Raw genomic sequence first — 24,273 nt, 5'->3', positions numbered from 1 at the left:
AGCACACACCAAAGAATTGACGTGGTGGATGGCCGACCGGGACCCACACCGGACAACCAGGAAGGACGTCAACGCCGCATAGATCCGTTTTCTTTTCATTTCGAGGTAGACAAGACATGACCCTGACGCGCAAGGACTTTCCCAACGGCTTTATCTTCGGCACCGCCACCTCGTCGTATCAGATTGAAGGCGCTGCCTCCGAAGACGGACGCGGCCCCAGCATCTGGGACACGTTCTGCCGCCAGCCCGGACGCATTCAGGACGGCACCAGCGGCGACGTGGCCTGTGACCATTATCATCTGTGGCCCGAGGACCTGGACCTGCTGCGCGAACTTGGGGTGGACGCCTACCGCTTCAGCCTGGCCTGGCCGCGCATCCAGCCTTCCGGCAGCGGCGCGGTCAACGAGAAGGGCCTGGAATTTTATGACCGGCTGGTAGACGGCCTGCTCGAACGCGGCATCCAGCCCTACGCCACGCTGTATCACTGGGATCTGCCGCAGCCGCTGCAGGACATCGGTGGCTGGGCCAACCGGGAAGTAGCCCACCACTTTGCCGATTACGCCGCGCTGGTGGCCGGGCGTCTGGGCGACCGGGTGCGCAGCATCGCGACCCTGAACGAGCCGTGGTGCAGCAGCTTTCTGAGCTACGACATCGGAGAGCACGCCCCGGGGCTGCGCGACCGCCGCCTCGCGCTGGCTGCTGCGCACCATCTGCTGCTGGGCCACGGTCAGGCCGTGCAGGCTATGCGGGCACTGGGCAAACCCGCTGAGCTGGGGCTGGTCCTGAACCTGACGCCGGCATACCCGGCGTCACAAAGTGCGGAGGATGCCCGCGCCACGCAGTATGCCGACGGCTACGCCAACCGCTGGTTCCTGGACCCGGTCTTCCGGGGAGCGTACCCGCAGGACATGTGGGACGCCTTCGGTCAGGATGTCCCCGACGTTCAGGACGGTGATCTCGCCCTGATCCGTGAGCCGCTGGACTTTCTGGGCGTCAACTACTACACCCGCTCGCTGGTCTCGGCGCAGGGGCCTGTCAGGCCCCAGGACGCCGAATACACCCACATGCACTGGGAGGTCTATCCGCAGGGGCTGACCGATCTGCTGCTGCGGCTGCAACGTGAGTACCCGGTTCCGCCCATGTACATCACCGAGAACGGCGCCGCCTACCCCGACGAGCGCGGGCACGCAGACATAGTGCATGACCCGGAGAGGCTGGCCTACTACCAGCGTCATCTGGCAGCGGTGATTGAGGCCACCCGGCAGGGCGCAGACGTGCGCGGCTACTTTGCCTGGAGCATGCTGGACAACTTCGAGTGGGCCTACGGCTACAGCCGCCGCTTCGGGCTGTTCTACGTGGATTACCAGACCCAGGAACGCACCTGGAAGGACTCAGGGCGCTGGTTTCAGGGACTGATGGCGCGGACACCGGTCGCTGCGGACTGACAAAGCACAGACAGAAGGGACGCCCGCACAACCGGGCGTCCCTTCTCTGTGGGGTTAAGCACAGGCAGACTGAGGGGCAGAGCCTGAAGACTTCGGCCTATGAATAGGGGTCCCGCGCGGCATGTAACGGACATAGGCCTGGGTGCAGAGCCTCCTGTGCCAACCCGGCTGGAGTATCCCCTACACACACCAGTTCATGAAGACGGTGCCAAGCGTCTGTGTCAGCGGCGCTGCCGGGTTGTGATCACACGTTCCCCAGGTTGGCTGTCCCACCCCGACTTGCCGGAATCAGCAGAGCAATGTCGTCACCTGCCGCGGGGTCAAGACTCTACTGCCGGTCGACCTTCCGCTGTATCCCTCCGCCAAGGAGACAATTTGAACCTGTTGAGAAGTTGGCGCGAATTGGGGCTTACGGCTGCCAAAGTCATCAGCCAGGAGCACAGTCACAACCAGAGACGCAGGGGAATGCTTCGGCCTACACCTGAGATACATCCCTGGCTTCTCCGCGCAGGCGGTTGTTTGATGTGGGCCAGCACTGCAGCTGCACAGAAAAGGTTCAGTGTCCTGCGTGCTTCCCGACTTAATCACCTGGCCCTCATTGCCTGAAACAGGTCCCTCAGCGCCCAGCGGGCACTGCCAGCAGGGCGGCATCTGCTGTCTTCAGGGCTGCGTCTACCGTGGCACGGATCAGCGCTGGATCGGCCAGCGTATCGGTCGGCTGATGATAGTTGGTGTCCAGACCCCGGTGAAAGAACAGGGTTGGAATACCCGCCTGCGCGAAGGGCGCCTGGTCACTGCCCCCCCGGTCCGGAGACGACCCGGCAATCTGCGCCGCCTGACGTGCAATGTCCACCAGCCGGCTCTCACCAGACACGTTGAGCGGAGTCACATTCACACCGACCATGTCGAAGTTGAACATGGCTTTCAGGCCCTGCACCAGCAAGGGGTTCTCCTTGACAAAGGCTCTTGAGCCGCGCAGACCGTCCTCCTCGCCGTCGAACAGCACAAAGTAGCTGCGTTGCGCCATAGGTGTCGTCGCCGTCCGCCGCGCGATTTCTACTACTGCCGCCGTGCCCGACAGATTGTCGTTGGCCCCGGGCGACCGGAGCACCGAGTCCATATGGCCCCCGAACAGGATCTCAGGCCGGGTCACGCCAGACTTGAACGCCACAACATTCACGCCACGTACCTCACCGTCACGCACACGTACGTTCAGGGTCACCCGTTCATCATTACGTAGCCCTGCACCTGTGGAACTGCTGACTGCCAGGGCCGGCAACTCCGTACGCTCACCCAGACGGCCCTGCAATTCCTTGTCTTCATTGTTCACCACGATCAGCCCGGCCGCACCCGCAGCAAGGGCATTCCTGGCTTTCTCCAGGAAAGGAATCTGGCCGCGCTGCACCACTGCCACCTGACCGCGGACATTCACGGCTCTGAAGTTTTCAGGTGTGCCAACGCCCGGAACGCGCACCACGCGGGCGCTTACTGTTCCGCCGGTGCTGCCTTCCAGTGCCCGGCCAGCCAGGGTCCGGGTACCCACCCGGACGTCTGAGCCGAGATCGTCGAATCGGGGGTAGGTGAATACATCCCGGCGGGTCATATAGCCCAGGGCCTGGAACTGTGCCTCAAAGTAGGCGCGTGCTTTCTCGTTCGCTTCACTGCCTGCCACACGGGGGCCGAACTTCAGGACAGTGCTCAGGTCCTCCTCGATGTTGGCCAGCGCGGAGGACACCAGCATCAGCGCGCCCGTCAGGGCGCCCAGTTTCCAAGTTTGCATGCCTTCAGCAAAGCATGCCGTGAAACCAAACACTCCACCGTCTGTTACGGTTCTATGCCGGGTGGCCGGAGCCCATCGAGCGCGTACATTCAGGGTATTGTTCCAGGCGCCCTGCGTCAGCGCTCCAATACAGTTTGTCTCTCAGTGCGAATCAAAGCCTGGGCCACCGAGAATAGAGCCGGAAACCCAGCCAGATTCTTCTGATCAACCGGAGACACTGCTGACCTGACAGGACTCATCATCAAGGCCACGCCTGAGCCTGCCTGGAAAGTAAAAGTGGTCGAATACTAGAATGAAAAAACCTCCGGCGATTTCCGGAGGTCTCTTTTGTTTACCTGGTGCACTCGACTGGATTCGAACCAGTGGCCTGCCCCTTAGGAGGGGGCCGCTCTATCCAACTGAGCTACGAGTGCATGGGCCTGATCAAACACAGGCGACGGGAGTATAGCAGGCTGCCAGAGCAGCACCGGGAGGAAGTAAAGGCCTGCGTATGAGACAAAAATGTAAGTGACACCAACCTATACTTCCTTGAGGTTCCCATGACCAATGCTGTGTACACCATGATTGCGCGCGCCTTATCAGGCGTTGTATCCGAACGGGCCGCCGAGACCATGCTGCGCGCGGCGCTGCGGGAACAGAATGTTCAGCCGGATACGGTCACTGCCGAGGAAATGCAAAAGGTCCTCTCTGGGTCGTTGCTGACGCGGTTGTCGTCTGCCATGCCAGCAGGCCGGGCCCGTCAGGAACTGCAGCGCCTGTCTGCTCAGCTGGCCTCGCAGTACCCCAAAGCACCCACACTGTTCGAACAACTTGAGCCCTATGCCGCATGGGACGAGACTCCTGAAGTGACCCAGGGAGGCTGGGTGGACCTGAACCTCTCGGCAGACGACTTTGAATTTGACGATCCCGAATACACCAGCGGTCTGACCACGCGAAGCTACCAGCTTGAAAATTCCCAGGAGCAGGAAGACCTGATTCTTGAACTGGCGCGGCTTAACGGCGTGCAGGGCATTATGATCTGCCGCTCCAGCGGAGAAATCCTCAGCATGAGGGCCCTGCAGGACGCTTCGAGACTCAGTGGAGCCGTAGCTGCGACCGCCATGTTGTTTCAGAAACAGGGCCTGAGCCTGATGGCTGCCGAACTGGGTGGTCAGACAGTGTGTGTCCGGCCTCTGGGGGCCTACTGCGTGGCTGTCGTGGCTGGACCCCAGGTCAATGTGGGACGCCTGCTGGTGGAATTGCAGCAGGTTCAGGTAAGCCAGGTGAGCGCATGACCTGCCGTCTCCGGCGCCTGGGTGTGCTGCATGCGGCCCTGCTGGTCGCCGGAGCCGGAGCCGCTGGAGCACAGGACCTCAGTGCGTATGGCCGGCTGGCGGCCAGCCTGGATCAGGCGGCGTCAGTTCGTCCCTCCTCAGCTGCCGCAGCACTGACGCAGCTTGACCGCGCACAGAAAGCGCTTGACACCCTGGCCCCGACGCTGCGTAACCGGCAGCTCATCTCGGGGTTAGAAGCTTCTCTGGGGGCAGCACGCGCCTCACTGGCCCGCACCCCAGCTGAATTGCAGGCCCAGGTGCAGCTGGCACGTGGCCTGATGCGCAAGGCGCTGTACGACCAGACCCTGGCCGGACTGGGCGGGCAGCCGGCCAATGGCAGTGCACAGCTGCGCCTGCTGAACCGGGAGTTCGGCCTGCAGGGCGCAGCCGCACAGGCCCTTATACAAGATGCCCAGACCGGTGATCTGGAGCGGGTGGCCTGGAGGCTGCAGCGCTCCGCAGCACAGAAGGTCAATGCCGCCCTGCAGGGAGCCCGCCCTGAACAGAACACAGCTTCGTACCTGAATCTGGTGCGAGCCACGAGCTGGTTCACGGTGGTGCAGGACGCACCGGGCACCACATTAAAGGTCGCACAGTTCGGAGAGGCCCTGCGTCAGCTGACGGGCGGCGACTTGGCTGCGCTGAACCAGTCACTGGCCACCCTGCGGGCCGGTTCCCTGCAGCTGAATTCAACTCTGGCTACCCCGCCCGCCAGGCGCGCAGCGCCAGTTGCCACGCCTACTGCGCCAGCAACTGTCCCAGCTGAAAGCACCCCTGCCGGAACAGCCGGGAATTCCAGCCCGGCCACGGCAGGTGATCCCCCAGCGGTCAGTGCGCCCCCAGCGTCCACGACATCAGACACAACGTCAGGCAGGAACGCGGCTCCCGTTGTCCCTGCTGGGCTCGATGGCGCTTACGCAGCACTGGGACGCTCCCTGAGCGCCGCCAGTCACGCCGACCTGGACACCGCGCGGGCCCAACTGGGGCAGGCCGAACGGGCACTGGCGGACACTCCTTCATCGCTGCGTGGGGCAGCAGGCTATGACCGCCTGCTGGCTGACGTCCGCAGCACCAGCACCCGGAGTGTGCTGCGGCCCGCGGATGTCCAGGCCCTGATCGGCGGCCTGAGCAACCTCGAACGTACAGCGGCCGGGCAGCCCGCCAGCGTGCTGGACCGGGTTTCAGGAGGGGTGGCGCGCGGCTTCGGCGGCTGGGTCCGGGTGCTGACCTTCCTGCTGCTGGCGCTGCTGTCAGCTGTGCCTCTGTACCTGCTCAACCTGGCTTTTGGTGGCCGCAACACCTACTGGCGCGCCATTACAGCCGGGCTGGTGCTGCTGCTGCTGCCCACACTGCTTGAAGGCCTGTTTGGCCTGCTGGGCGGACTGGGTGACCTGCTGGGCGTCGGTCCGCTGCGCAGCCTGCTGAATTTCACTTTGTCGCAGGGAACCTATGCCCTGCCGGTCTGGGCTCTGCTGAGCGCCGGAGCCGTGGGGATGCTGGCCTTTGGTTTCCGGGGCCTGTGTGAGCAGTTCGGACTGCTGGGCCGGGGCGCAAGCGCGAAGAATGACACACAGGACGCCAGCCTGGACTGGGATGATGACGTATGACTCTGACTGACCGCTGCACGCCTGTAACACACGGAGGAGCTGCATGACCTCGGGCGGACTGTCGCGTCTGCCGATCAAGATGCTCGGGGATCTGGTCTCGCCGCGCGCACTTGAGCGCATCATGCAGGACGCCGCCCAGAGCCGTGGAAAATCAATGAACGACCTGGATGTAGCGGCGCTCGAAGACATCCTCAAGCGCGAGGTGTTCAAGCGCCTGCAGCTGAGCGTTCCTGCACCGCTGGCCAAGAAACGGGTATCGGAAGTCCTCAATGAGCTGATGAAGTCCACCCAGGAGCGGCTGCTGCCCAGCATGACCGAAAGCCTGCTCCCGGAGCTGGAGGAGGCCTCGCGCCGCTTCTCGCTGTACTTTGACTGGCCAGAAATGCAGCGTCTGCGCGGACTGATTGGCGTTGCCCGCGAGGAGGAGAAGGGCGGACGCGATATCAGCGCGCTGGTTCAGGAAGGCAACGCCCTGCTGGCCGGCATGGCCCGGCGGCTGGAAGAAGGCCTGGTGGCCCAGGCCCAGGACCTGGCCGAGCTGCGCGCTACCTTCAAACGGGTCGAGGGGATGGGCAGCCGCGATGTGCGCCGTCTCGAAACCCTGCTGACCCAGATTGACGAAGCGCAGACGCAGGGCACCCTGTTGCCTGCCGAGGTCGAGCGCGCGCGCAGTGTCACCTTCAAGCTGCGCAAACTGCTTGAATCGTCGGTGGTGCAGCCGGTAGGCGAGGGAGCAGCCCCGGTGACCGTGGACCCCGAAGCCCAGGCCCGTGTGCTGGCCCTGGAGCAGGAACACAGCGCACAGCTGTTCAACCGGGTGGAACGTGAGTTTGCGCCGTTGCTGCGCGCGCGCCCTGAGCTCGAAGCCCGACGTGACACCTTGCGCGCCCAGCAGCAGGCCGGGCAGCTCACCGCTGAGGTGGTCGAGGCATGGCGCGACGAACTGACGCAGGCCCGCGCCGGGCTGCTTGACGCCCAGCGCAGTGAATTCCAGGCCCTGGAAGCCGAGCTGGAGTCGCTCCGTGCTGGAGCCGATGTGCGCGTGGTGCTCGATGCCGCCCGAAACAGCCTGCTGGGCGGCACGCTGATCAACGATGAGCTGATGGAGCTGCGCAGTGCGCGTCAGGCCCTGGCCAAAGGTGGCGCTGCGGCAGGTGAGCTGTTGGGACTGCAGCGTGAGCTGCTGGAGCTGGAGCGCTCAGCGCGCGATGTCGCTGGAGCCAGCGAGGAACTTGCTCCCCTGATTACGGCCGCACAGCTTCGTGTGGCTGCCGGTGAGACCATGGACCTCACGCCGCTGTGGACCGTCCTGGAGCGCTATATGGGCGCCGCCGCACAGCAGCGAGAGGACTTCGACGCCCGCGCTGACCGCGTGGTCCGCGAGTACGACACGGTCCGTGGCCTGGCCGGTGAAACCACCCAGCGCCTCGGGCGGATGGCCGACTCCCTGCGTGCCCAGCGTCGCCTGGGCCCCATGAGTGCCGAAGCGCGTGAGCGGTACGCCCAGGCCCTCGAAGAGGCTGAGGCCCTGCTGACCGAAGCCCACGCCGAATACCGCGCCGCCCAGGAGGTTACCTCGACCTTCGGCCAGGACGCTCTCAGCGGCCTGCTGGGTGTATTCGACATGGGGGGAGGCGACAACGACCTTTTTGGCGGGGTGGAAGACAGCCCAGTTGTGGCCACGGTTCCGGAAGCTGCGCAGGACGCAGCCCTGGAATCCTGGGTCATCGAATCGGGCCGGATCGTGGACGGTTCAGACGACGTGGCCGCGCAAGGGGTCGTGGCCCTGCTGGCACAGGCCGGGACCCTGGGGATGACCAGCCTGGACTTCCGGGACGCCTCACACGACTGGGCCGCGCGGGCGGCCGGGTCAGGGGGATGGCGTCTGGCGCGCGCTGTGAAGCGCGAAACTCTGGAGCAGGTCGCCATGCGCTGGCTGGAAACCGGTCAGCCCTAAGCAGGGGCCAGGAATGAGCGAGCCCCCCAGCGATCAGGCTGGGGGGCCGCTTCATTTCCTTCAGGACCCGGCCACTGATCCTGGCCGCCGCTGGGACAGGACTGCACCCGCCAGGATCAGTACCCCGCCGACCAGCAGCCCCGGGCGCAAGGCCTCGTCCAGGATGAAGAAGGCCAGCAGTACCGTAAACAGCGGTTCCAGTGTTCCCAGCAGGCTGGCCCGCGCCGCACCGAGGTGCCGCACAGCGCTGTACAGCGCCGGCACCGCAATCAGGGTGGGGATGGCCGCCATGCCCAGCACGGCCACCCACTGCGCCGAGGTGCCTGGCATCTGCATGGTGCCTTCCAGCAGCGAAAGCCCGGTGAAATAGACCCCGGCCACCAGCGCCATATGCGCAGTGCTGGCCAGCGCAGGCGCGCCGCTGAGCCAGCGCTCGGACACCATCAGGTAGACGGCATAGAACAGGCCCGCCCCGGCGCCCAGCAGCAGACCCGCCAGATTATGATCTTCCGGTCCTGGCAGGCCCACCACCAGTCCCAGGCCAGCGGCAGCCAACACCACGGCGCCCAGCTGCGCGCCGCCCGGGCGCCGGCCCAGGATCCAGCCCAGCAGCACCACAAAGGCGGGGGCCAGGTACAACAGCAGCCCGGTGGTACCGGCACTGATGCGGTCGAGCGCACCGAAAAAGCAGGTGGTGGCCAGGGCATACAGCACGCCCACCCCCAGCATGCGCACGCGCATAGCCGGGTCCAGTCTGCCGGTGAACGGCAGCAGCACCAGGGCCACCAGGCCAAAACGAAATCCCAGGGTCGTGAAGCTGCTCAACCCTGCCTGGGTGGCCAGCTTGCCCCAGATGCCCAGGGTCGAAAAGGCCAGAGCGGCGGCCAGACCCCACGCCAGACCTGTGTGGGGGTGCGCAAGCGTGGGGGTACGAACAGCAGTCACGCCGCGCAGTGTAATCCGGCCATCTGGGGCTGGAAGGTGGGCTCTGCTAGCCTCGGGGTGGATGTCTGGACCTGCCGCCCCTGCGCTGTTGCCTGAACCCCGGAACACCACGGCGAGCGCACGGGTGGCGGTGCCGTGGCGGGTAGCGGTGCCTTTGCCGGTCCCGGCCTACGACTTCGCTGTGCCGCATGGCTGGGTCAACCCGGGTGCGCCGGGTGAGGCGCCGCTGGGCTGCCGGGTCCTGGTGCCGTGGCGGGGCGAACTGGTGGTCGGGCTGGTGGTTGGTGAAGGCGAACCCCGGGGCGGGCACCGGCTGCGGGAGGCGGTGCATGTGCTTGACGATCCGGCCGAACCCTGGGTGACGCCGGCCACCGTGCGCGCGGTCACCGCCTGGGCGGCAGACGCCCACCTGCCGGCCGGGCTGGTGTGGTGCGACCTGCTGTGCGTGGGCTGGGAGTCGCTGTGTACCCACGAGGTGCGCGCTGTAGAGGGAGCCGACCTGAACGCTTTCGGGCCGCGCGCGCCGGGAAACAGCTGGAGTGACGCCGTGACCTTCGCGCCGCCGCTGCTGGACGCCGTCCGGGAGCAGGGTCTGCTGGAGGAAGCGTTTACGGCGCTGGGCCGCACCCGGACCGTTATCGCGGCCCGCGACCTGAACGACGTGCCTGCCGAAGCCCGGACCGTAACGCTGCTGCGCGCCGTCTCTCCCCTGCCGGACGACCTGACCCCCAAGCAGCGCCACGCCTGTGAGTGGCTGGCTGCCCACGGCCCCCAGACCTCTCTGAGTGCGTGGGCCCGGGGCGCCGGTGTCAGCAGTGGCGTGACCACCGGCGCCCTGAACGCAGGTGGAGCCCTGATGGTCGCAGAACTGGGAGAAGCGCCCGCCGCCTGGGCCTGGCTGCGGGAGCATGGCCCGGCCGACTCGCTGACTGCCTGGGCGAATGGCGCCGCGCTTGCCGGAGTGCCGCTGAGCGTGACGCAGGCGGGCGCCCTGGCGGCCCGGGGCTGGGCCGCGCATGTGCAGCAGCCCGCGCCACCGCCCGCGCTGCCGGAACCCGCTGCGGGCACCGAAGGGGCCACCGATCCCGACCGCCTGCCGGAAGCGCCGGTCTGGCGTCTGCATGGTGGCCGCGCGGTCAACCGCTTCCGGGTGCTGGCCCCGCGTATTGCCCGGCTGCTCTCGCAGGGCCGCGGCGTGCTGGTCATCGCCCCGGAACATGCCGCGCTGCGCCGCGCCTGGGAAGGGCTTTCCGGGCTGGCGCAGATCAGTGATACGCAGGCTGTGCAGATCAGCGGACAGCTGGGAGACGCCCAGCGCGAGCACGCCTGGGCCCTGGTGCGCAGTGGGGCAGCGCGGCTGGTCATCGGCAGCTACCTTGCCCTGAGTGCACCGGTTGAGGACCTCGCGCTGCTGGTGGTGCTGGAAGAGGGCAGTGACGCCTACAAGCTGCAAAGCGGCTCCAGGGCCTTTATTCCGGACCTGGCGGCGAGAGTGGCTGCCGAGCAGGACGCCGCGCTGGCCCTGGTGGGGGTGACCCCGGCGGTAGAAAGCATTCCGCACCCGGGAGCGGTGCTGCCGCCGCCACGCACCCGCCTGCATGTGGTGGACTATGCCCACCCGCCCGAGCAGCCGGAACTGGGACCGCTGAGTGGCGTGCACCTCACGCCGGGCGACATGGGCTATCCGCTGAGCCATGACCTTTCCCGCGTGCTGCGTCAGGTGCAGGAACGCGGGCGTCAGGCGGTGCTGGTCGCCCCCCGGCGCGGCTACAGCGCCCTGCTGCGCTGCCCAAGCTGTGAACACACCCCGCAGTGCCGCAACTGCGACGTGCCGCTGCGCTTTCACCAGGAAACCCGCCAGCTGACCTGCCACCAGTGCGGCTATCACGAGGTCATCCCTGACCGCTGCGACAACTGCGGCGAGCGGATGTGGAAAGCGCGCGGTCCCGGCACCGAGTGGATTGCCCAGGAGGTCGGCAAACTGCTGCCGGGCTTTCCGGTCTACCGGCTGGACAAGGACCGCCAGGATGACCTGGGGCCCCTGATGGCCGGGGAAAACGGGGTGCTGGTGGGCACGCAGCTCCTGCTCTCGCACCCCGCTCCACCCAATCTGGCGGTGATCGGCGTGACACTGGCTGACACCTGGCTGAACGTGTCGGATTTCCGGGCCAGCGAGCGTTACCACCGCCTGCTGCGCCAGCTGGCCGAGTGGCACCCGGACCGCGCTCCGATGCTGGTGGTCCAGACCTTCCAGGCTGACCATCCGGCCCTGCGGGTGCTGGCCGAGGGCCGCGACACGCTGGCCTACCCGGCCGCCGAGGAACGGGTACGCGCCGAGCTGTTCTACCCGCCGCACGCTCGCCTGGCGCAGATTGAAGTCACCGCGCGGGAGGCCACAAAGTCTCAGCTGGCTGCCCAGGAACTGGCTGACGCGCTGCACGGGGCCGGAGCCACCGCACAGGAGGTGCTGGGGCCGGCGCCCAGCCCGGTGGCCCGGGTGCGCGGCGTCTATCCCTACCACCTGATGCTGCGCGCGCGCAGTGACGCCCGGCTGGCTCAGCTGCTGGCCGTGCTGGATTCACGCACCTGGAAAGCCCGGGTGCGGGTGGACGTCAACCCGCGCGGCGGCCTGTAAAAAAGCCAGTGGACCGTGGCCCTGTGGGCTGGAATGATGGAGCGAGATGCGCTTCGTTCTTCCTCTGGTGCTGCTGACCCTGACCGGCACCCCGCCGTCGGCCGCCACCCTGCTCTCCGAGAACCCACCGACGTTTCTTCCGGCCTCGCCTGTACGCGCAGTTGTGACGCGGCCGGCAACCACGACCTGGCCAGGACCGCAGCCACGCACAGCCGACAGCTGGTATGCCCTGGGCCGGCAGTCCACCCGCAGCGGAGACCATGCCCGGGCCGCTCAGGCTTTCCTGCAGGCGGCAGCCCTCAATCCCTCTGCGGCGAACTGGCGCGCGGCGGGAGACGCCCAGGTCAAACTGGGCGACTATGAGGCCGCTACCCGCGCCTACGAACAGGCCGCTGCCCGCTACCGCGCCCGGGGCGACGACATCACGGCGCGCGCCCTGGAGCACCAGACCGCCCCTTACCGGCAGGTGCTGCGCCCCATGCTGCTCACCAGCCGGCAGACCCCGGACGCCCCAAAGAGGCTGGCCCGCTTGGAGCCCGCACGGGGAATTCTGCTGGGGACTTATGTGGACGCCAGCGGCGTCTCCGGCAGCCCGCCCCTGCTGGCACCAGCGTTACGCGACTTTGCTGTGGCCTTCCGCTACTGGAAGTTCACGGCGTCCACCGACCCGGTTAAAGTCTTTCCAGGACGCTTTGCTCAGGCCGTCAAGGCCAATGCGGGCGCGCTGCACCTCGCCCTGGAGCCGGGCATGCCGCTCTCGTCCATCAGCGACGCGATCATCCTGCGCTTTGCCCAGGCCGCCGGGAGCAGCGGCGTGCCGATCTTCCTGCGTTTCGCCTCGGAGATGAACGATCCCCAGAACGCCTGGTCACGCGACCCGGCCCTGTACCGCACGACCTTTGCGCGGGTGGCGCGGCTGGTCCGGTCCCAGGCCCCAAATGTGGCCATGGTCTGGATGCCCATGCCCGGCGACCTGAACCGCATGGCCGCCTACTACCCGGGGGCAGACGCCGTGGACTGGGCCGGCCTGAGCCTGTACAGCCTGCCGTTCGAAAATGGAGATGTGCGCCAGCCGCGCCTGAACGCCCATCCGCTGGATCTGGTGCGCGCCTTCTATGACCGCTACGCGCTGAGCCATCCTATTCAGCTGTCCGAATACGCCGCGTCACACCGCAGCGGGGCTGCGCCTGGGCAGGACTACAGCGCCTTCGCCGCCGAGCAGCTGCGCGAGGTGTACTGGGGCGCCTGGCTGACCATGCCCCGGCTGAAGAACATCAACTGGCTGGACCTGGATATGCTGGCCGGACCGAACGGCAATAAAGTCTGGCAGCGCCGCAACGATTACCGGCTGTTTGGCAGCCCGGCCAAGTGGAGTGCCTTCGGGACGCTGCGGTCTCAGGACGCCTTCCTGACCCGCTGGGACGCTGTGGCTGCGTCCCAGCGGGCGGCGGTTCCGACTCCCTGGCCGGCGCAGCTACTCACGGGTCAGCGGGCCAGCGGAGCCCTGTGGGTGCAGCTGGCTCAGCCTGCCCGTGAAGTCCGGGTGCGTCTGGACGGCCGGCCGGTTCAGGTCGAGGCAACGCTGCCGCACCGCTTTACGCTGGAGGCCGGGCTGCTCACCGCCGGTACCCACCGTCTGGACGTTCAGGTTCTGGGTGCGGCGGGACAGGTGCTGCTTTCGGATACCCGGACGTTCGAGGCCGTCACACCTCGCTGAGGGACACCACCTCGCCGCGCTCCAGAGCTTCAGCGGCGCGTTCCAGCGCGGCGTAGGCGCCTCCCCGCAGGCGCAGCTGTGCTGGCGGGCCGTCCTCGATCAGCCGGCCGTCCCGGAACACCAGGACCCGGTCCGCGCCGCGGGCCAGGCTCAGGCGGTGGGTCACGATCAGCGAGGTCCGCCCCTGCATCAGCCGGTCCAGGGCAGCGACCACCAGAGCTTCACTTTCCGCGTCCACCGCGCTGGTAGGTTCATCGAGCAGCAGCAGTGCCGGACGGGCCAGCAGGGTCCGGGCAATGGCCAGCCGCTGGCGCTGACCCCCGGACAGTTTCACGCCGCGTTCCCCCACCATGGTCTCCAGACCTTCGGGAAGGGCACGTACGAAGTCCAGGGCGTGCGCGGCGCGCAGGGCGGCCTCGATCTCTTCCGGGGCCGCCTCGGGGCGGGCATAGGTCACGTTGGCGCGCACCGTATCGTGGAACAAGAAGGTGTCCTGCGGCATGGTCACGGCGCCGGTCCGCAGGCTGCGGAGCGTCAGGTCGCGGACGTCCACCCCGTCCAGGATCACGCGGCCTGAGTGCGGGTCATGCGCGCGGGTCACCAGCCCCAGCAGGGTGCTTTTGCCCGCGCCCGACTCGCCCAGCACCGCGACACGCTGGCCTGCCGGAACATGAAAGCTCACGTCGCGCAGCACCGGACGCGCCGGGCTGTAACCAAACGTCACGTTCTCAAAGCGCACCTCGCCGTGGGCGGGAGACGGCAGTTCGCGCGCATCCGGGCGCTCCACGATGTCCACGGGCGCATCAAGCACCTCGAACACCCGCCGTCCGGCCGCCTCGGCACGCTGCAACAGGTCGCCGATATTCACGAGGTCGTCGATGGGGCCGTAGAAGTAACGCCCGTAGCCGCGGTAGGCCAGCAGGCCGCCCAGGGTGAACTGCCCGGCCATGATCAGCCACGCGCCGCCGCCCAGCATGATCACGTTGCCCAGGTTGCCCACGAAGCGGGCCAGCGGAAAGGCACGGTTACGCAGCGCCACGGCGCGGACCTGTTCGGCGTACAGCGCCTGCCCGAGCGCCTCGACCCGGGCGCTTTCCGCCTGCTCACGCGCAAAGCCCTGCACGACCCGCACGCCACTCAGGCGGTCGGTGATCAGGGCCGTGAGGTCGCCCAGGCGGGAACGTGCCGCGCGGTAGGCCGGCCGCACCGATTTGCCGTACCGCCACAGCATCAGGCCCACAGCCAGCATCGGCAGGGTGGTCAGCACGCCCAGCGTGGGCTGCAGGGCAATAAAGATCCCAATCACCCCGATCAATCGCAGCAGGTTGGCGATCACCGAGTCGGTGCCGCGCACCAGCACGTCCTGCAGGGCGTCCACATCGCCGGTCACGCGGGCGATCAGGTCCCCGGTGCGCTGGGACTCGAAATACGCAGCCGACTGCGACTGCAGCTTGCGGTACACCGCCAGGCGCACGTCCAGGGTCAGCTGCTGTCCGGCGCGCTCCAGGATCAGCCCGCGCCACGCCGAGAGCAACTGCTGCACCCCGAACACCACGACCAGCAGAGCCAGCTGGGTGCCTATAAAGGTCCAGTCGCGCGCCGGCAGGCCCTGGTCCACCACGCGGATCCACACCAACGGCGGATACAGCTCGGCCGCCACGCTGCCCAGCAGCAGGGTCAGGCCAAGGGCCACCCGGCGGCGGTAGGGCGTGAGCAGCCCATACAGTCGCCGGGTCACAGAGGGGGCTTCAGGCATTGCCGGCAGGGTAGCGCGCAGGAGCGCGGGGCACTGGTCCGGACGCCCTATGATCGGAGCCATGACGGCCTCTGGAGCAAACGACGGGCGCATTCCGGTGGTGGTGGTGGGCGGCTTTCTGGGAGCCGGCAAGACCACCCTGGTCAACCACCTGATCCGCAGCCTTCCGCACCGGCTGGGCATCATTGTCAACGAGTTCGGGCAGGCCGGGGTGGACGGCAGCCTGATCGAGCGTCTGGACGAGGACGTGCAGGAGCTGACTGCCGGCTGTCTGTGCTGCACCGGGCGCGACGATCTGGTGCGCGCGCTGGTGGGCATCGGCATGCGTGAACACAAACCCGACGCGGTGATCGTGGAACTGAGCGGCGTGGCTGATCCCACCCCGGTGCTGACCACCCTGCTGGACCGTGCGGTGCGCGCCGCGTTCAAGGTGACCACCCTGGTGGCTGTGGTGGACGCCCGGCACGTGTTGCAGACCCTGCGCGAGCACCCTGAGGCCGCCCGGCAGCTGGCCTACGCGAACGTGGTGGTGCTGAACAAGACTGACCTTGCCGATCCGGCGCGCCTGGATCACGCCGGGGAGGTGCTGCGCGGTATCAATCCGCTGGCGCGCCTGGTCCGGGTCGAGCAGGCCCAGGTGGATGCAGCGGCCCTGCTCTCACGCGACGATTTCGACCCGCGTGTGCTGGAAGGAGCAGATCCGGTGCAGCACACGCCGGGCCTGAAGACCTTCACGCTCCGGGCAGACCGCCCACTGGATCCCTACGCCTGGCAGCGCTTCATGACGTCCATGATTCTCTCGCGGCCGTCGGAGGTGCTGCGGGTCAAGGGCTTTCTCAGCCTGCACGGGTACCCGCAGCGCATCCTGTTTCAGGCCGTGCGTGACCTGTTCACCGCCGACGCCTGGGATGAGGCCGACGGCAGCAGCGAACTGGTCGTGATCGGCCGTGGCCTGGACCGCGCCGAGTATGAAGAGGGGTTCCAAGCGTGTCTGACCCCTGACCCGGCTGACCTGATCCCGGAATAAAACCACAAGGTCAGTCAGCGCCCCAGTGCAGCGGCGAACAGCTACGGTAGGAACGACAGGAGGTCTGCATGCGACTGCCGTCCTTTCAGCAATCAGACGCGCCCACCCACCGGTTCGAAGACGCCCTGAGTGAACACGGCCGCGTGGAGGCTCTGGCCCGCGACTTGCAGCCGCTGGTAAAACAGGCGCTGGAGCGTCTTCCTCCCAGGGTGCGCGCCACGCTGCACGGTGAGAAACTGGGACACCCGCTGCATCCGGCATTGATTCATCTGCCCCTGGGAGGCTGGATCGTTGCTGGCATCCTCGACTGGGCACCGGGCCGCACGGACCAGCGCGACCACGCCGCGGATCAGGCCCTGCTGTTGGGAACAGTGGGCGCCCTTCCGGCGATCGCTGCTGGCTGGGCCGACTGGACCCTGACACAGGGTCAGGCGCGCCGCACCGGGCTGGTGCACGGATTGATCAACGAGACTGCCTTCGTGTTGTCCGCCGGCTCGCTGCTGGCCCGGCAGCGCGGTCACCGCCGGCTGGGCCGCGCCCTGTCAGGTGGCGGGCTGGTGCTGGCCGCCTGCGGCGGCGTACTGGGTGGGGAACTGGTGTACCGGCACGGGGTGGGGCAGGCGCGCGGCTGAAGGGCAGCGGAACTGGAAAGCCCGGCGCGCTCACCTATCCTGGGCCGTATGACCCTGCATCCGGACCTGCGCATGCCCACGGCAGAAGACTTCGAGCGTTACACCCCCGAGGAACTGGCCGGGCGTATGAACGGTCTGTCCGGCACCTTAGGCGACCGCCTGGGCATCGAGTTTCTCAGTATCAGCCGGCAGCGGGTGGTGGCCCGGTTGCCGGTCGAGGGCAATCTCCAGCCGGCAGGGCGCCTGCATGGCGGAGCCAACCTCGCCCTGGCCGAGGAACTGGCCAGTGTAGGCTCCTGGCTCAACCTGGACCCCAGCCGGCAGGTGGCGGTTGGCGTAGACCTGAACGGCACCCACGTACGGGGGGTCAGCGGGGGGTTTGTGACTGGAGAAGCCGAACTGGTCTACCGGGGCCGCAGCGTGATGGTCTGGAGCATTGAAATCAAGGATGAGCGGGGCCGCGTGACCAGTCTGGCGCGCTGCACCTGCAACGTGATCAACACCGGGGCCTGAACGGCTCTTCCCTCCAGGGGACACACCCGCCATGCTGCTGAAACCAGCACACGATGATGCCCTGCTGAGCATAGGCTGAGGTTTGTGAAGAAGCATATGCTCCTGTCGGCTGTACCTGCTCTGATGACCCTGCTGGGGGCCTGTGCCCCCGCCCAGACGGGTGGCGCCCTGACCCCTGAAGTGCTGACCACTCCGCTTTCCGTAGTGAAAATTCAGCCCGGCCAGACCCGCTACGTGCAGCTTATCTACCCGCGCTCGGCGATCAGTGTCAACGACAAGTACTTCAATGACCTGCGCATCGACTTTGACAATGTGAACGGCGGAAAAGTGAACTCGGTCGAGCACCACGCCGGCTGGCTGCGCCTCAAAGCCAGCAATCTGCCGCAGGGCGTCAACGTCCGTCTGGACCGTGCGGCAGTCATGAAGGAAACAACACGCACAGAAGAGACCCGTCTCCAAACCACCGTGAGCTACTACGAGAGGGTCAAGGTCGTCCTGAAAGTCAGCGCCGACGCGGATGCCAGGGCAGTGGCGCTACGTGTCGCTGAGCTGACCTATTCCGACGGCATTACCGACAGCGACGTACCGCTTTCCATCTCAGTAGTCGCCAGCAACTGAATCCCGGTAAAAACAGACGCGGAGGCCAAAGCCTCCGCGTCTGCCTATCCTTTAGCGCTGCAAAGCCCGGTCAAAACTTTTGGCCGCGCGCTCCTTCATCTGAGCCACGGCTGCCCAGTCCGGGTCCAGCAGAGCCACCGCCTGCGCCGTGATCACCTGCGGGTCCAGAAACGTCGGGTGTGAGGGTGCTCCCGCATCCTGGCAGAAGCCCAGAACCTTGGGGTCATAGGCGATCCCCGCAAACGGCACGCCCGCAGCCGCCGCGAGAATCACCGCATGCAGGCGCACCCCGATCACGAAGCCGGCCTGCGCAATGGCGTCCAGCGCGACCTGGGGATCACGGGTGCTCAGGACCTCGTCAGCGCCCAGGCTGTGGGCAGCCGTGTCATCGTGGTCCGGCATGAAGCTCAGGGCCACGACCCGGCGACCGTGGGTGCGCAGTTCCGCCACCACATCCCGCAGCGTGGTTGTCGCGTCAGTCACGTCACCCCGCGGCGCCACAATCACGGTGCGCTGGTCGCGGACCAGCCCCGGGCTGGGGCTCAGCAGCAACGCCGGGTCGCCGCCCAGTTCCCCCGTTATCCCCAGCTGGCGAAGGGTTTCCAGGCTGCCCCGGTCACGCACGATCACGCGGGCGCCTTTCAGGGCAGCCTGTACTTTGCGGCCTCCCTCGGGAGACAGCGGACCCACACTCTGGTTGAACACCACCACCCGCCGGCCCAGAAGCTGGGCCAGCCGAATCACCCCCAGGTAATAGGTCAGGGTGCGCGCACTGGTCTTGTCCTGCAGCAGACCGCCGCCACCAGACAGCAGCACCTGTGAACGCAGCAGGGCGCGCAGCAGGGCCAGCGGATTCATACGTGCCGCCGCTTCACTGTGCGCAAACTGCGCCGTTTCGGCCGGGGTATTGGACAGCAGCAGCGGCGCGACTCCGCGCGCCCGCAGTTCCCGGCTGATGGCCAGGGCAATGGCCTCGTCGCCGGTATTCCCGAACCCGTAGTAACCGCTGACCGTCACGCGCTTGGACGTGCTTCTCATGCCTGCACCTCCAGACGAGACTGTCCTTCAGGACGGTAGGTGTGCCACAGCCGCAGCCCGAACTTGAAGGCCTCGATCAGTACCAGACCGGCAATCAGACCGATGCCCAGGCCGATAAAGACGCGCGCGGCACTGATCAGCAGCGGAGTGTGAAAGTGCGAGAAGGTATTGAGAATGCTCGACTGTCCGATCACGCCGCCCAGAATCAGCATCGCGCCGAGATACCCCGGCAGCACGCCGCTGAGGCCGATCAACCCGAGGGGATGTCCAGCCAGTTCCTTGAAGCGCGGGCGCACGATGCTGTCCTGGAGTCCCTGACGCACCTTGGCTTCGGTGTCGGTCACGCTGACGCCGCTGGTGGTGTTGCCGCGGCGCAGGAACACCAGCGCAAACACAGCCAGGCCAAGCGCCATCACGGCCATGTCACCGAGTTTGATCGGCGCGGCGTACAGGTCACGGGCGGTCTTGCGGATGTCCTGACGAGGCAGAAAGCTCAGCGCCACCAGCAGCAGCGGCAGCAGCAGGGTCAGACCAACGCCCCGGAAAGGCTCCAGGCCCAGCATGCTGGCCTTGTTGGCCCCCAGCGCCGAGACGAACAGCACCCCGGCCAGCGACAGCCCTGTGGCCAGGAACCAGTCCGAAACCCGGTGGCGCCGCAGCACCAGCCCCAGCGCCGGGAAGGTCACGGCCGCGACCAGCGCTGCGCCTTCAAAAGGATGAAAGCGGTTGAGGCCGAAGGCCAGCAAAGCCGACATGCCCACCACAAGCATTCCCAGACGCGGCAGCGGGTAACTCAGACCCAGCAGCAGCAGGGCCGCCAGCGGACCCATAAGACTCAGGGCCCGCAGCAGTGTGTTGTCCTGAAACGGCTCGATGACCGGCTGATTGACCTTCACGCCCTTACTGGCCAGCAGGGTTGTCAGGCGCGACAGCATGGCCTCGGTCTCGCCGACGGTCGGGTAGGGGCGCAGGTACAGCAGCCGCATGCTGCGCTCGGACGCAGCCAGTCCGTACTTGCTGGCCACCTCCTCTGGCCCCAGCCGGTTTTGCCACGACGGGTTCATGGCGAACATCCGGGCCCCGCCGTGCGTGGCGACCAGGATGTCCAGACCGCGTTGCCCATTGCCTTCGATCAGGGCGGGCACCCGCTGTCCCAGGCGAACATTGATGTCGTTCAGCAGCTCAGGCGTACGCGCCCCGATCACCTCATCGCCGGTAAACGCCACAAAGGGCACGTCCGGCCAGTCGGCCCCGGGGGCCCTTACCGCGTCGTCGGCATAGGGCCGGTACATCACCGTGAGACCCTGCGCCTTCAGGTCGGCAATCTGCTCACGGTTGGGGCCCGTAGGCAGGAAGCGGGGGTCTGTGGGCCACTCGGTCCAGGTCTCTCCTCCCACCTGTACCTGACGGGTAGGAATGGTGTAGCGCGCCGGCAGGGCCTCTGCGGCGCCGGGCCTGATCGAACGCACGTAGACGTTCTGCGCCTTGACTTCCGAGCCGGGGTAGCGCACCGCCAGCTCTGCGCCCGGCTGGATGTAGATCTCCCCACGCTGTTCCAGGCTGCCGATCACGTCCTCGTAGACCGCCACGCCGTTGAGGCCCAGCCCCTTATAGCGGTCGAGCAGCGCCTGCGGCTCCAGACCCAGGCGCCGGGCCTGCAGGGACAGCGCCGGGTAATCCATGACCAGGGCCACCGTTTTCTGCGTCTGCTCGTAGGCAACGCGCTGCGTGGCCAGGATCAGCGCCGGAATCAGCGACAGCAGAATCACGCCCAGCAGGGCGCGGGTCCAGGGATGGCGGGTGGCCGGTGGCAACCGCAGGCCTGACGGAGAGGAAGGAAAAGAGTGGTCCCCGCGCTCGGTCGGGCGGGTGGGGGTCGGATCGGTCACAGGCACATCCTAAAGGGGCGGGCACTCACGCCGGCCATGCTGCGCGCCACAGACGGCAGATGTCATCCATCCAAAGGCGGTGACGGCCGGAGGAGTACGGGGTTCTGGATCTCAGATGGTGGTGCGAATACGTGCAGACAGCATGTCCAGCGCTGGTTCGTTCATGCCGCCGTGCGGAATGATCACGTCCGCGTAGCGCTTGGTGGGCTCCACGAAGCTCAGGTGCATGGGGCGGACGTACTCCAGATACTGCTGGATCACGCTTTCGGGCGTGCGGCCGCGCTCCTGGGTATCACGCAACAGACGCCGGATAAACCGCACGTCCGCGTCGGCATCCACGAAGACCTTGAGGTGCATACGCTCACGCAGCTCCTCGTCATACAGCGCGAAAAATCCCTCCAGCACCACCACGGCGCCGGGCAGGACCGTGCTGGCCTGTGCCGAACGGGTGTGCTGCGTAAAGTCGTACTCCGGCATGTCGATAGGCACGCCCGAGAGCAGGGCGTCAAGGTGCGAACGCAGCAGCGGCCAGTCGAAAGCGGCGGGGTGGTCGTAGTTGGTATTGAGCCGGGCGTTGAAGGGAATATCAGACTGGTCGCGGTAGTAGTTGTCCTGATTCAGGACCGAAACGCCGTTGCCACCGACCGTCTCGATCACCCGCCGGGTCACGGTGGTCTTGCCGCTCCCCGACCCTCCAGCCACACCGATGACAAACGGGCGCACGTGACCCGTCATGCGCGTCCCAGGCTGCCGATCAGGTCAATGCGGCGCTCGGCCATGCGCCGCGCAACCACGTGCGGGGCCTTGCCGTACTGTTCTGCCGCTGCGACGATGCGGTTGACGGTCTGATAGACCCGCTCGGCGGCGTGGGTGGCGTCACTTCCGGTAGCCGCGGCAATCAGGCCGGCGGCATTGATGGCGTAATCCGGCATATAGACGATTCCAGCCTCCTTCACGGCCCCCTCGCCCTTGCGGGTCAGGGGATGGTGCTCGCCGCCGGCGATGAGGCGGCACTGCAGCCGGGGCACGTCCTCACTGCGGATGCTGTGGCCGTAGCCACAGGGCGACAGGATGTCACAGGGGGTATCCAGGATCTCGCCCACACCTGCCACGTTTACATTGTCGAGTTCGTCTGCCAGCGCCACGGCCCGGTCCTGCCGCTCATCCGAGATGGTCAGCCGCGCACCCTCGCGGTGCAGGTGCATGGCCAGCGAGCGGCCCACGGCTCCGACACCGACGATGGCCACCCGTACGCCGCGCATGCTCTCGCTGCCCAGCGCATGCCGGGCCGCAGCCTTGATGCCCCGGTACACGCCGTAACCAGTCACGCTGCTGGTATCGGTGTTCATCCCCAGCGTGCTGGGCGTTTCCTGCGCCAGAAAGGCAATGTCAGCGGGTGTCACGCCGATGTCCTCGGTCAGAACTACCCGGGAGGCCATCGGATGCACCTGCCGGCCCAGGGCCCGGAACAGGGCCTCTCTGGCATGCGGGTCTTCCACCCCGGCTTCCGGCATCATCAGCACGCAGGCGCCGCCGCCGTAGTTCAGCCCGGCAAGCGCGGCTTTCAGGGTCAGACTCTCGGACAGGGCCAGCGCTCCACGCACGGCCAGTTCCTCGTCCTGATCGCGCAGGCGCACACCGGCAATGGCCGGGCCCAGCACCGTAGAGTGGATGGCCAGGGCCGCACGCAGGCCGGTCGGCGCGTGGTGAAGCAGCGTCAGGGCCTCGTGGCCACGCGACTGCATCTCTTCAAGTATCAACATAAGGCTCTCCGAAAACGGCACGCCACGCGGGCGCGGACGCGGTCTCTGGAGGGTAGCACCCCCCGGCGGCCATGTGCCTTTTTCCTCGCGTCCGGTGCCGGCTGAAAGAAGGCTGTCAGTGTCCAGACGGCACGCTGACATGCAAGCATGAGATCATCTGCTTTAACAGCCCAGACAGACCGCGTGATGATCACTGCGGCCTCTATTACAATGGGCGCGCAAAGGGGGAACTGAATGGAACGCATTGCTCCGCTCGCCAAGATTCTGGCGGAAGCGAACGGGATCGACTGGCAGCACCTGCAGGGCAGCGGCGAAGGTGGCCAGATTGTCGAGCAGGACATCCTCACTCACCTGGCGCGCATCATGACCGGCGAGGAAGAGCCGCCGCCCACCCCGGTGGACGCTCCTCCGCCTGACTGGAATGGTCAGGACATTCCCGGTGGGGGCATGTTCAGCGCTGACATGCTGAGCAAGGCCGGCGTGGACAGCGATATCGCCGCGTTTGTCGAACAGACCCGCCCTGGCGCTGATGTTGCAGCTCCGGTGGCCCCGGCCGAAACCGTGAATGCAGATGACGAGGAAATGGAATTCGAGCTCGATGAAGAGGAAACTCCCGCTCCTGTAGTGGCTGATCCTGTTCCTGCCCCCATCGCCATCAGCCAGCCGGCCCAACCCGTGGCCGCAAGTGCCCCCGTGGCCGCACCGACGCCAGCCAGTGCTCCACCCGTTTCCACGCCTCCCGCGTCCGGTGGGGCCGCTGCGGGCCTGGGCAGCCTGCTGTCGCGTCTGTACAAAACCAGCCCGGCGGCCGAAACCCCGGCGCAGCCCGGCGCCAGCGCAGCGTCTGCCGCCACGACAGAAACTCCAGCTCCGGTGCAGCCCGCCGCACCGGTCATGGCGCCAACGCCGACCGTACAGGCGCCGGCCGTCCAGGACACGCCCACCGTGGAGCCAGTCCCGGCTGTGCACACGCCAGCCGCAACCGTTCCTGTGGCAGACGCACCAGTCGAGGAAACACCCGCCGCAGCTGCCGAGGTTCAGGCCGCTGCTCCTGCTGCCCCCGCACTCTCCCCTGCCCAGGAGCCGGTTGCGCCGCAGCCTGAGCCGGTAGTTCCTTCTGTTGTTCAGCCCGCCGCTCCTGCGCCGGCCGCAGTCCAGCCCGTCCAGGACGCCACGTGGTTCGGAGTGTATCTGCGCCGTGACGCCAGCCTGGGCGCCGTCACCGACTTGCGTGCGCAGCTTAGCGACGCACTGGGTCAGGACGTGCCGCTCGCGCTGCTGGTCGCCCGCGCAGCTCAGCGTCACTCCAGCCTCCTGGGCCTGGGCAGCGTGGCCCTGCACGACGGCCAGCGGACCCGCAGCGTCAACAGTGGACACCTGCGCGACGCTCTGCAGGGCCTGGACACCGACCACACCGGCACCCCGGATCTGCTGATCGTGGACGCCGGAGCGCGTGACCTGGACGATCTGCACTTCCCGCACACCCTGACGCTCAGCATCGGACGTGTACAGGACGGCCGCGCCGCCCTGAGCCTCAACGGCAACGTGGATACGGCCCAGGCCGCGCAGTTCCTGGCCGACCTGGCGGGCACACTGGAACGGCCTATCGTTCTGGTGCTGTAAAGCCCCTTTTCAGAG

At 66.9% G+C, this 24,273-nt stretch carries 18 protein-coding genes and 1 tRNA gene; 11 read left to right on the top strand and 8 right to left on the bottom strand.

Going from position 1 to position 24,273, the window contains the following annotated elements; genetic code table 11:
• The first annotated feature begins 116 nt into the window (after positions 1 to 116).
• Positions 117 to 1,445, top strand: a complete 1,329-nt coding sequence (locus DEIDE_RS00295; protein WP_012691975.1) for a GH1 family beta-glucosidase — start codon at positions 117 to 119, stop codon at positions 1,443 to 1,445.
• 616 nt (positions 1,446 to 2,061) lie between these two features.
• Here the strand turns inward: DEIDE_RS00295 and DEIDE_RS00290 are convergent.
• Both DEIDE_RS00290 and DEIDE_RS00285 read right to left on the bottom strand, forming a co-directional pair.
• The gene (locus DEIDE_RS00290; RefSeq protein WP_041226955.1) at positions 2,062 to 3,225 is read right to left on the bottom strand and encodes a M28 family metallopeptidase; all 1,164 of its coding nucleotides are present in this window, start codon (positions 3,223 to 3,225) and stop codon (positions 2,062 to 2,064) included.
• Positions 3,226 to 3,561: 336 nt separating this feature from the next.
• A tRNA-Arg gene (locus tag DEIDE_RS00285) sits at positions 3,562 to 3,638 on the bottom strand.
• A 126-nt stretch (positions 3,639 to 3,764) separates the two neighbouring features.
• Between DEIDE_RS00285 and DEIDE_RS00280 the strand changes: the two genes are divergently transcribed.
• The 3 genes from DEIDE_RS00280 to DEIDE_RS00270 are packed head-to-tail and all read left to right on the top strand — an operon-like array spanning position 3,765 to position 8,102.
• Entirely contained in the window at positions 3,765 to 4,499 is a 735-nt protein-coding gene (locus DEIDE_RS00280; RefSeq protein ID WP_012691973.1) for a roadblock/LC7 domain-containing protein, read from the top strand.
• Positions 4,496 to 6,145 (top strand): hypothetical protein, encoded by a 1,650-nt coding sequence (locus DEIDE_RS00275; RefSeq protein ID WP_012691972.1) that lies wholly within the window; start codon positions 4,496 to 4,498, stop codon positions 6,143 to 6,145. Before DEIDE_RS00280 ends, DEIDE_RS00275 begins: the two co-directional genes overlap by 4 nt.
• Positions 6,146 to 6,188: 43 nt before the next feature.
• On the top strand, positions 6,189 to 8,102 hold the full coding sequence (locus DEIDE_RS00270) for a coiled-coil domain-containing protein (RefSeq protein ID WP_012691971.1): 1,914 nt from the start codon (positions 6,189 to 6,191) through the stop codon (positions 8,100 to 8,102).
• Positions 8,103 to 8,162: 60 nt separating this feature from the next.
• On the opposite strand, the gene DEIDE_RS00265 is transcribed toward DEIDE_RS00270, so the two are convergent.
• Positions 8,163 to 9,047, bottom strand: coding sequence for a DMT family transporter (locus DEIDE_RS00265; RefSeq protein WP_049760419.1), 885 nt, complete (start codon positions 9,045 to 9,047; stop codon positions 8,163 to 8,165).
• Between the two features lie 61 nt (positions 9,048 to 9,108).
• Here DEIDE_RS00265 and priA point away from each other — a divergent pair, with 61 nt between their 5' ends.
• Entirely contained in the window at positions 9,109 to 11,682 is a 2,574-nt protein-coding gene (gene priA / locus DEIDE_RS00260) for a replication restart helicase PriA (protein WP_012691969.1), read from the top strand.
• Positions 11,683 to 11,728: 46 nt separating this feature from the next.
• The gene (locus DEIDE_RS17845; protein WP_012691968.1) at positions 11,729 to 13,399 is read left to right on the top strand and encodes a glycoside hydrolase family 26 protein; all 1,671 of its coding nucleotides are present in this window, start codon (positions 11,729 to 11,731) and stop codon (positions 13,397 to 13,399) included.
• Here DEIDE_RS17845 and DEIDE_RS00250 read toward each other — a convergent pair.
• Positions 13,386 to 15,155: an ABC transporter ATP-binding protein gene (locus tag DEIDE_RS00250; protein ID WP_041226954.1), complete on the bottom strand. Its 1,770-nt coding sequence runs from the start codon at positions 15,153 to 15,155 to the stop codon at positions 13,386 to 13,388. The two genes, DEIDE_RS17845 and DEIDE_RS00250, sit on opposite strands and share 14 nt — an antisense overlap.
• Positions 15,156 to 15,216: 61 nt before the next feature.
• On the opposite strand from DEIDE_RS00250, the gene DEIDE_RS00245 reads away from it, so the two are divergent.
• The 4 genes from DEIDE_RS00245 (at position 15,217) to DEIDE_RS00230 (ending at position 17,945) form a co-directional block, all read left to right on the top strand.
• On the top strand, positions 15,217 to 16,182 hold the full coding sequence (locus tag DEIDE_RS00245) for a CobW family GTP-binding protein (RefSeq protein WP_041227294.1): 966 nt from the start codon (positions 15,217 to 15,219) through the stop codon (positions 16,180 to 16,182).
• 68 nt (positions 16,183 to 16,250) lie between these two features.
• Positions 16,251 to 16,814 (top strand): DUF2231 domain-containing protein, encoded by a 564-nt coding sequence (locus DEIDE_RS00240; protein WP_012691965.1) that lies wholly within the window; start codon positions 16,251 to 16,253, stop codon positions 16,812 to 16,814.
• A 48-nt stretch (positions 16,815 to 16,862) separates the two neighbouring features.
• Positions 16,863 to 17,327 carry a PaaI family thioesterase gene (locus DEIDE_RS00235; RefSeq protein WP_012691964.1) on the top strand — a complete coding sequence of 155 codons (465 nt, stop codon included), beginning with the start codon at positions 16,863 to 16,865 and terminating at the stop codon, positions 17,325 to 17,327.
• Positions 17,328 to 17,411: 84 nt separating this feature from the next.
• A complete protein-coding gene (locus tag DEIDE_RS00230) occupies positions 17,412 to 17,945 on the top strand; it encodes a hypothetical protein (protein WP_012691963.1) in 534 nt (177 codons plus the stop codon).
• A gap of 51 nt (positions 17,946 to 17,996) precedes the next feature.
• On the opposite strand, the gene csaB is transcribed toward DEIDE_RS00230, so the two are convergent.
• The 4 genes from csaB to DEIDE_RS00210 form a co-directional block, all read right to left on the bottom strand.
• Positions 17,997 to 18,983 (bottom strand): polysaccharide pyruvyl transferase CsaB, encoded by a 987-nt coding sequence (gene csaB, locus DEIDE_RS00225; RefSeq protein ID WP_012691962.1) that lies wholly within the window; start codon positions 18,981 to 18,983, stop codon positions 17,997 to 17,999.
• The gene (locus tag DEIDE_RS00220; RefSeq protein WP_012691961.1) at positions 18,980 to 20,797 is read right to left on the bottom strand and encodes a DUF5693 family protein; all 1,818 of its coding nucleotides are present in this window, start codon (positions 20,795 to 20,797) and stop codon (positions 18,980 to 18,982) included. The genes csaB and DEIDE_RS00220 overlap by 4 nt, the downstream gene beginning before the upstream one ends.
• A 186-nt stretch (positions 20,798 to 20,983) precedes the next feature.
• The gene (gene udk / locus DEIDE_RS00215; RefSeq protein ID WP_012691960.1) at positions 20,984 to 21,607 is read right to left on the bottom strand and encodes a uridine kinase; all 624 of its coding nucleotides are present in this window, start codon (positions 21,605 to 21,607) and stop codon (positions 20,984 to 20,986) included.
• Entirely contained in the window at positions 21,604 to 22,635 is a 1,032-nt protein-coding gene (locus DEIDE_RS00210) for a Glu/Leu/Phe/Val dehydrogenase family protein (protein WP_012691959.1), read from the bottom strand. The genes udk and DEIDE_RS00210 overlap by 4 nt, the downstream gene beginning before the upstream one ends.
• 234 nt (positions 22,636 to 22,869) lie before the next feature.
• Between DEIDE_RS00210 and DEIDE_RS00205 the strand changes: the two genes are divergently transcribed.
• Positions 22,870 to 24,258, top strand: a complete 1,389-nt coding sequence (locus DEIDE_RS00205; protein ID WP_012691958.1) for an E3 binding domain-containing protein — start codon at positions 22,870 to 22,872, stop codon at positions 24,256 to 24,258.
• Positions 24,259 to 24,273: the final 15 nt, after the last annotated feature.

Source organism: Deinococcus deserti VCD115, from assembly GCF_000020685.1.
Taxonomy (GTDB): Bacteria; Deinococcota; Deinococci; order Deinococcales; family Deinococcaceae; genus Deinococcus; species Deinococcus deserti.
The sequence above is the reverse complement of the archived record's forward strand: the minus strand, read 5'-3'. Positions and strand labels throughout refer to the sequence as shown.

Excerpts from the sequence above, each read along its gene's own strand:
- csaB (WP_012691962.1), bottom strand. The coding sequence starts at position 18,983 with ATGAGAAGCACGTCCAAGCGCGTGACGGTCAGCGGTTACTACGGGTTC.
- DEIDE_RS00250 (WP_041226954.1), bottom strand. The coding sequence starts at position 15,155 with ATGCCTGAAGCCCCCTCTGTGACCCGGCGACTGTATGGGCTGCTCACG.
- udk (WP_012691960.1), bottom strand. The coding sequence starts at position 21,607 with ATGACGGGTCACGTGCGCCCGTTTGTCATCGGTGTGGCTGGAGGGTCG.
- DEIDE_RS00245 (WP_041227294.1), top strand. The coding sequence starts at position 15,217 with ATGACGGCCTCTGGAGCAAACGACGGGCGCATTCCGGTGGTGGTGGTG.
- DEIDE_RS00290 (WP_041226955.1), bottom strand. The coding sequence starts at position 3,225 with ATGCAAACTTGGAAACTGGGCGCCCTGACGGGCGCGCTGATGCTGGTG.
- DEIDE_RS00275 (WP_012691972.1), top strand. The coding sequence starts at position 4,496 with ATGACCTGCCGTCTCCGGCGCCTGGGTGTGCTGCATGCGGCCCTGCTG.
- DEIDE_RS00270 (WP_012691971.1), top strand. The coding sequence starts at position 6,189 with ATGACCTCGGGCGGACTGTCGCGTCTGCCGATCAAGATGCTCGGGGAT.
- DEIDE_RS00210 (WP_012691959.1), bottom strand. The coding sequence starts at position 22,635 with ATGTTGATACTTGAAGAGATGCAGTCGCGTGGCCACGAGGCCCTGACG.
- DEIDE_RS00280 (WP_012691973.1), top strand. The coding sequence starts at position 3,765 with ATGACCAATGCTGTGTACACCATGATTGCGCGCGCCTTATCAGGCGTT.
- DEIDE_RS00295 (WP_012691975.1), top strand. The coding sequence starts at position 117 with ATGACCCTGACGCGCAAGGACTTTCCCAACGGCTTTATCTTCGGCACC.
- DEIDE_RS00205 (WP_012691958.1), top strand. The coding sequence starts at position 22,870 with ATGGAACGCATTGCTCCGCTCGCCAAGATTCTGGCGGAAGCGAACGGG.
- priA (WP_012691969.1), top strand. The coding sequence starts at position 9,109 with ATGTCTGGACCTGCCGCCCCTGCGCTGTTGCCTGAACCCCGGAACACC.
- DEIDE_RS00240 (WP_012691965.1), top strand. The coding sequence starts at position 16,251 with ATGCGACTGCCGTCCTTTCAGCAATCAGACGCGCCCACCCACCGGTTC.
- DEIDE_RS00235 (WP_012691964.1), top strand. The coding sequence starts at position 16,863 with ATGACCCTGCATCCGGACCTGCGCATGCCCACGGCAGAAGACTTCGAG.
- DEIDE_RS17845 (WP_012691968.1), top strand. The coding sequence starts at position 11,729 with ATGCGCTTCGTTCTTCCTCTGGTGCTGCTGACCCTGACCGGCACCCCG.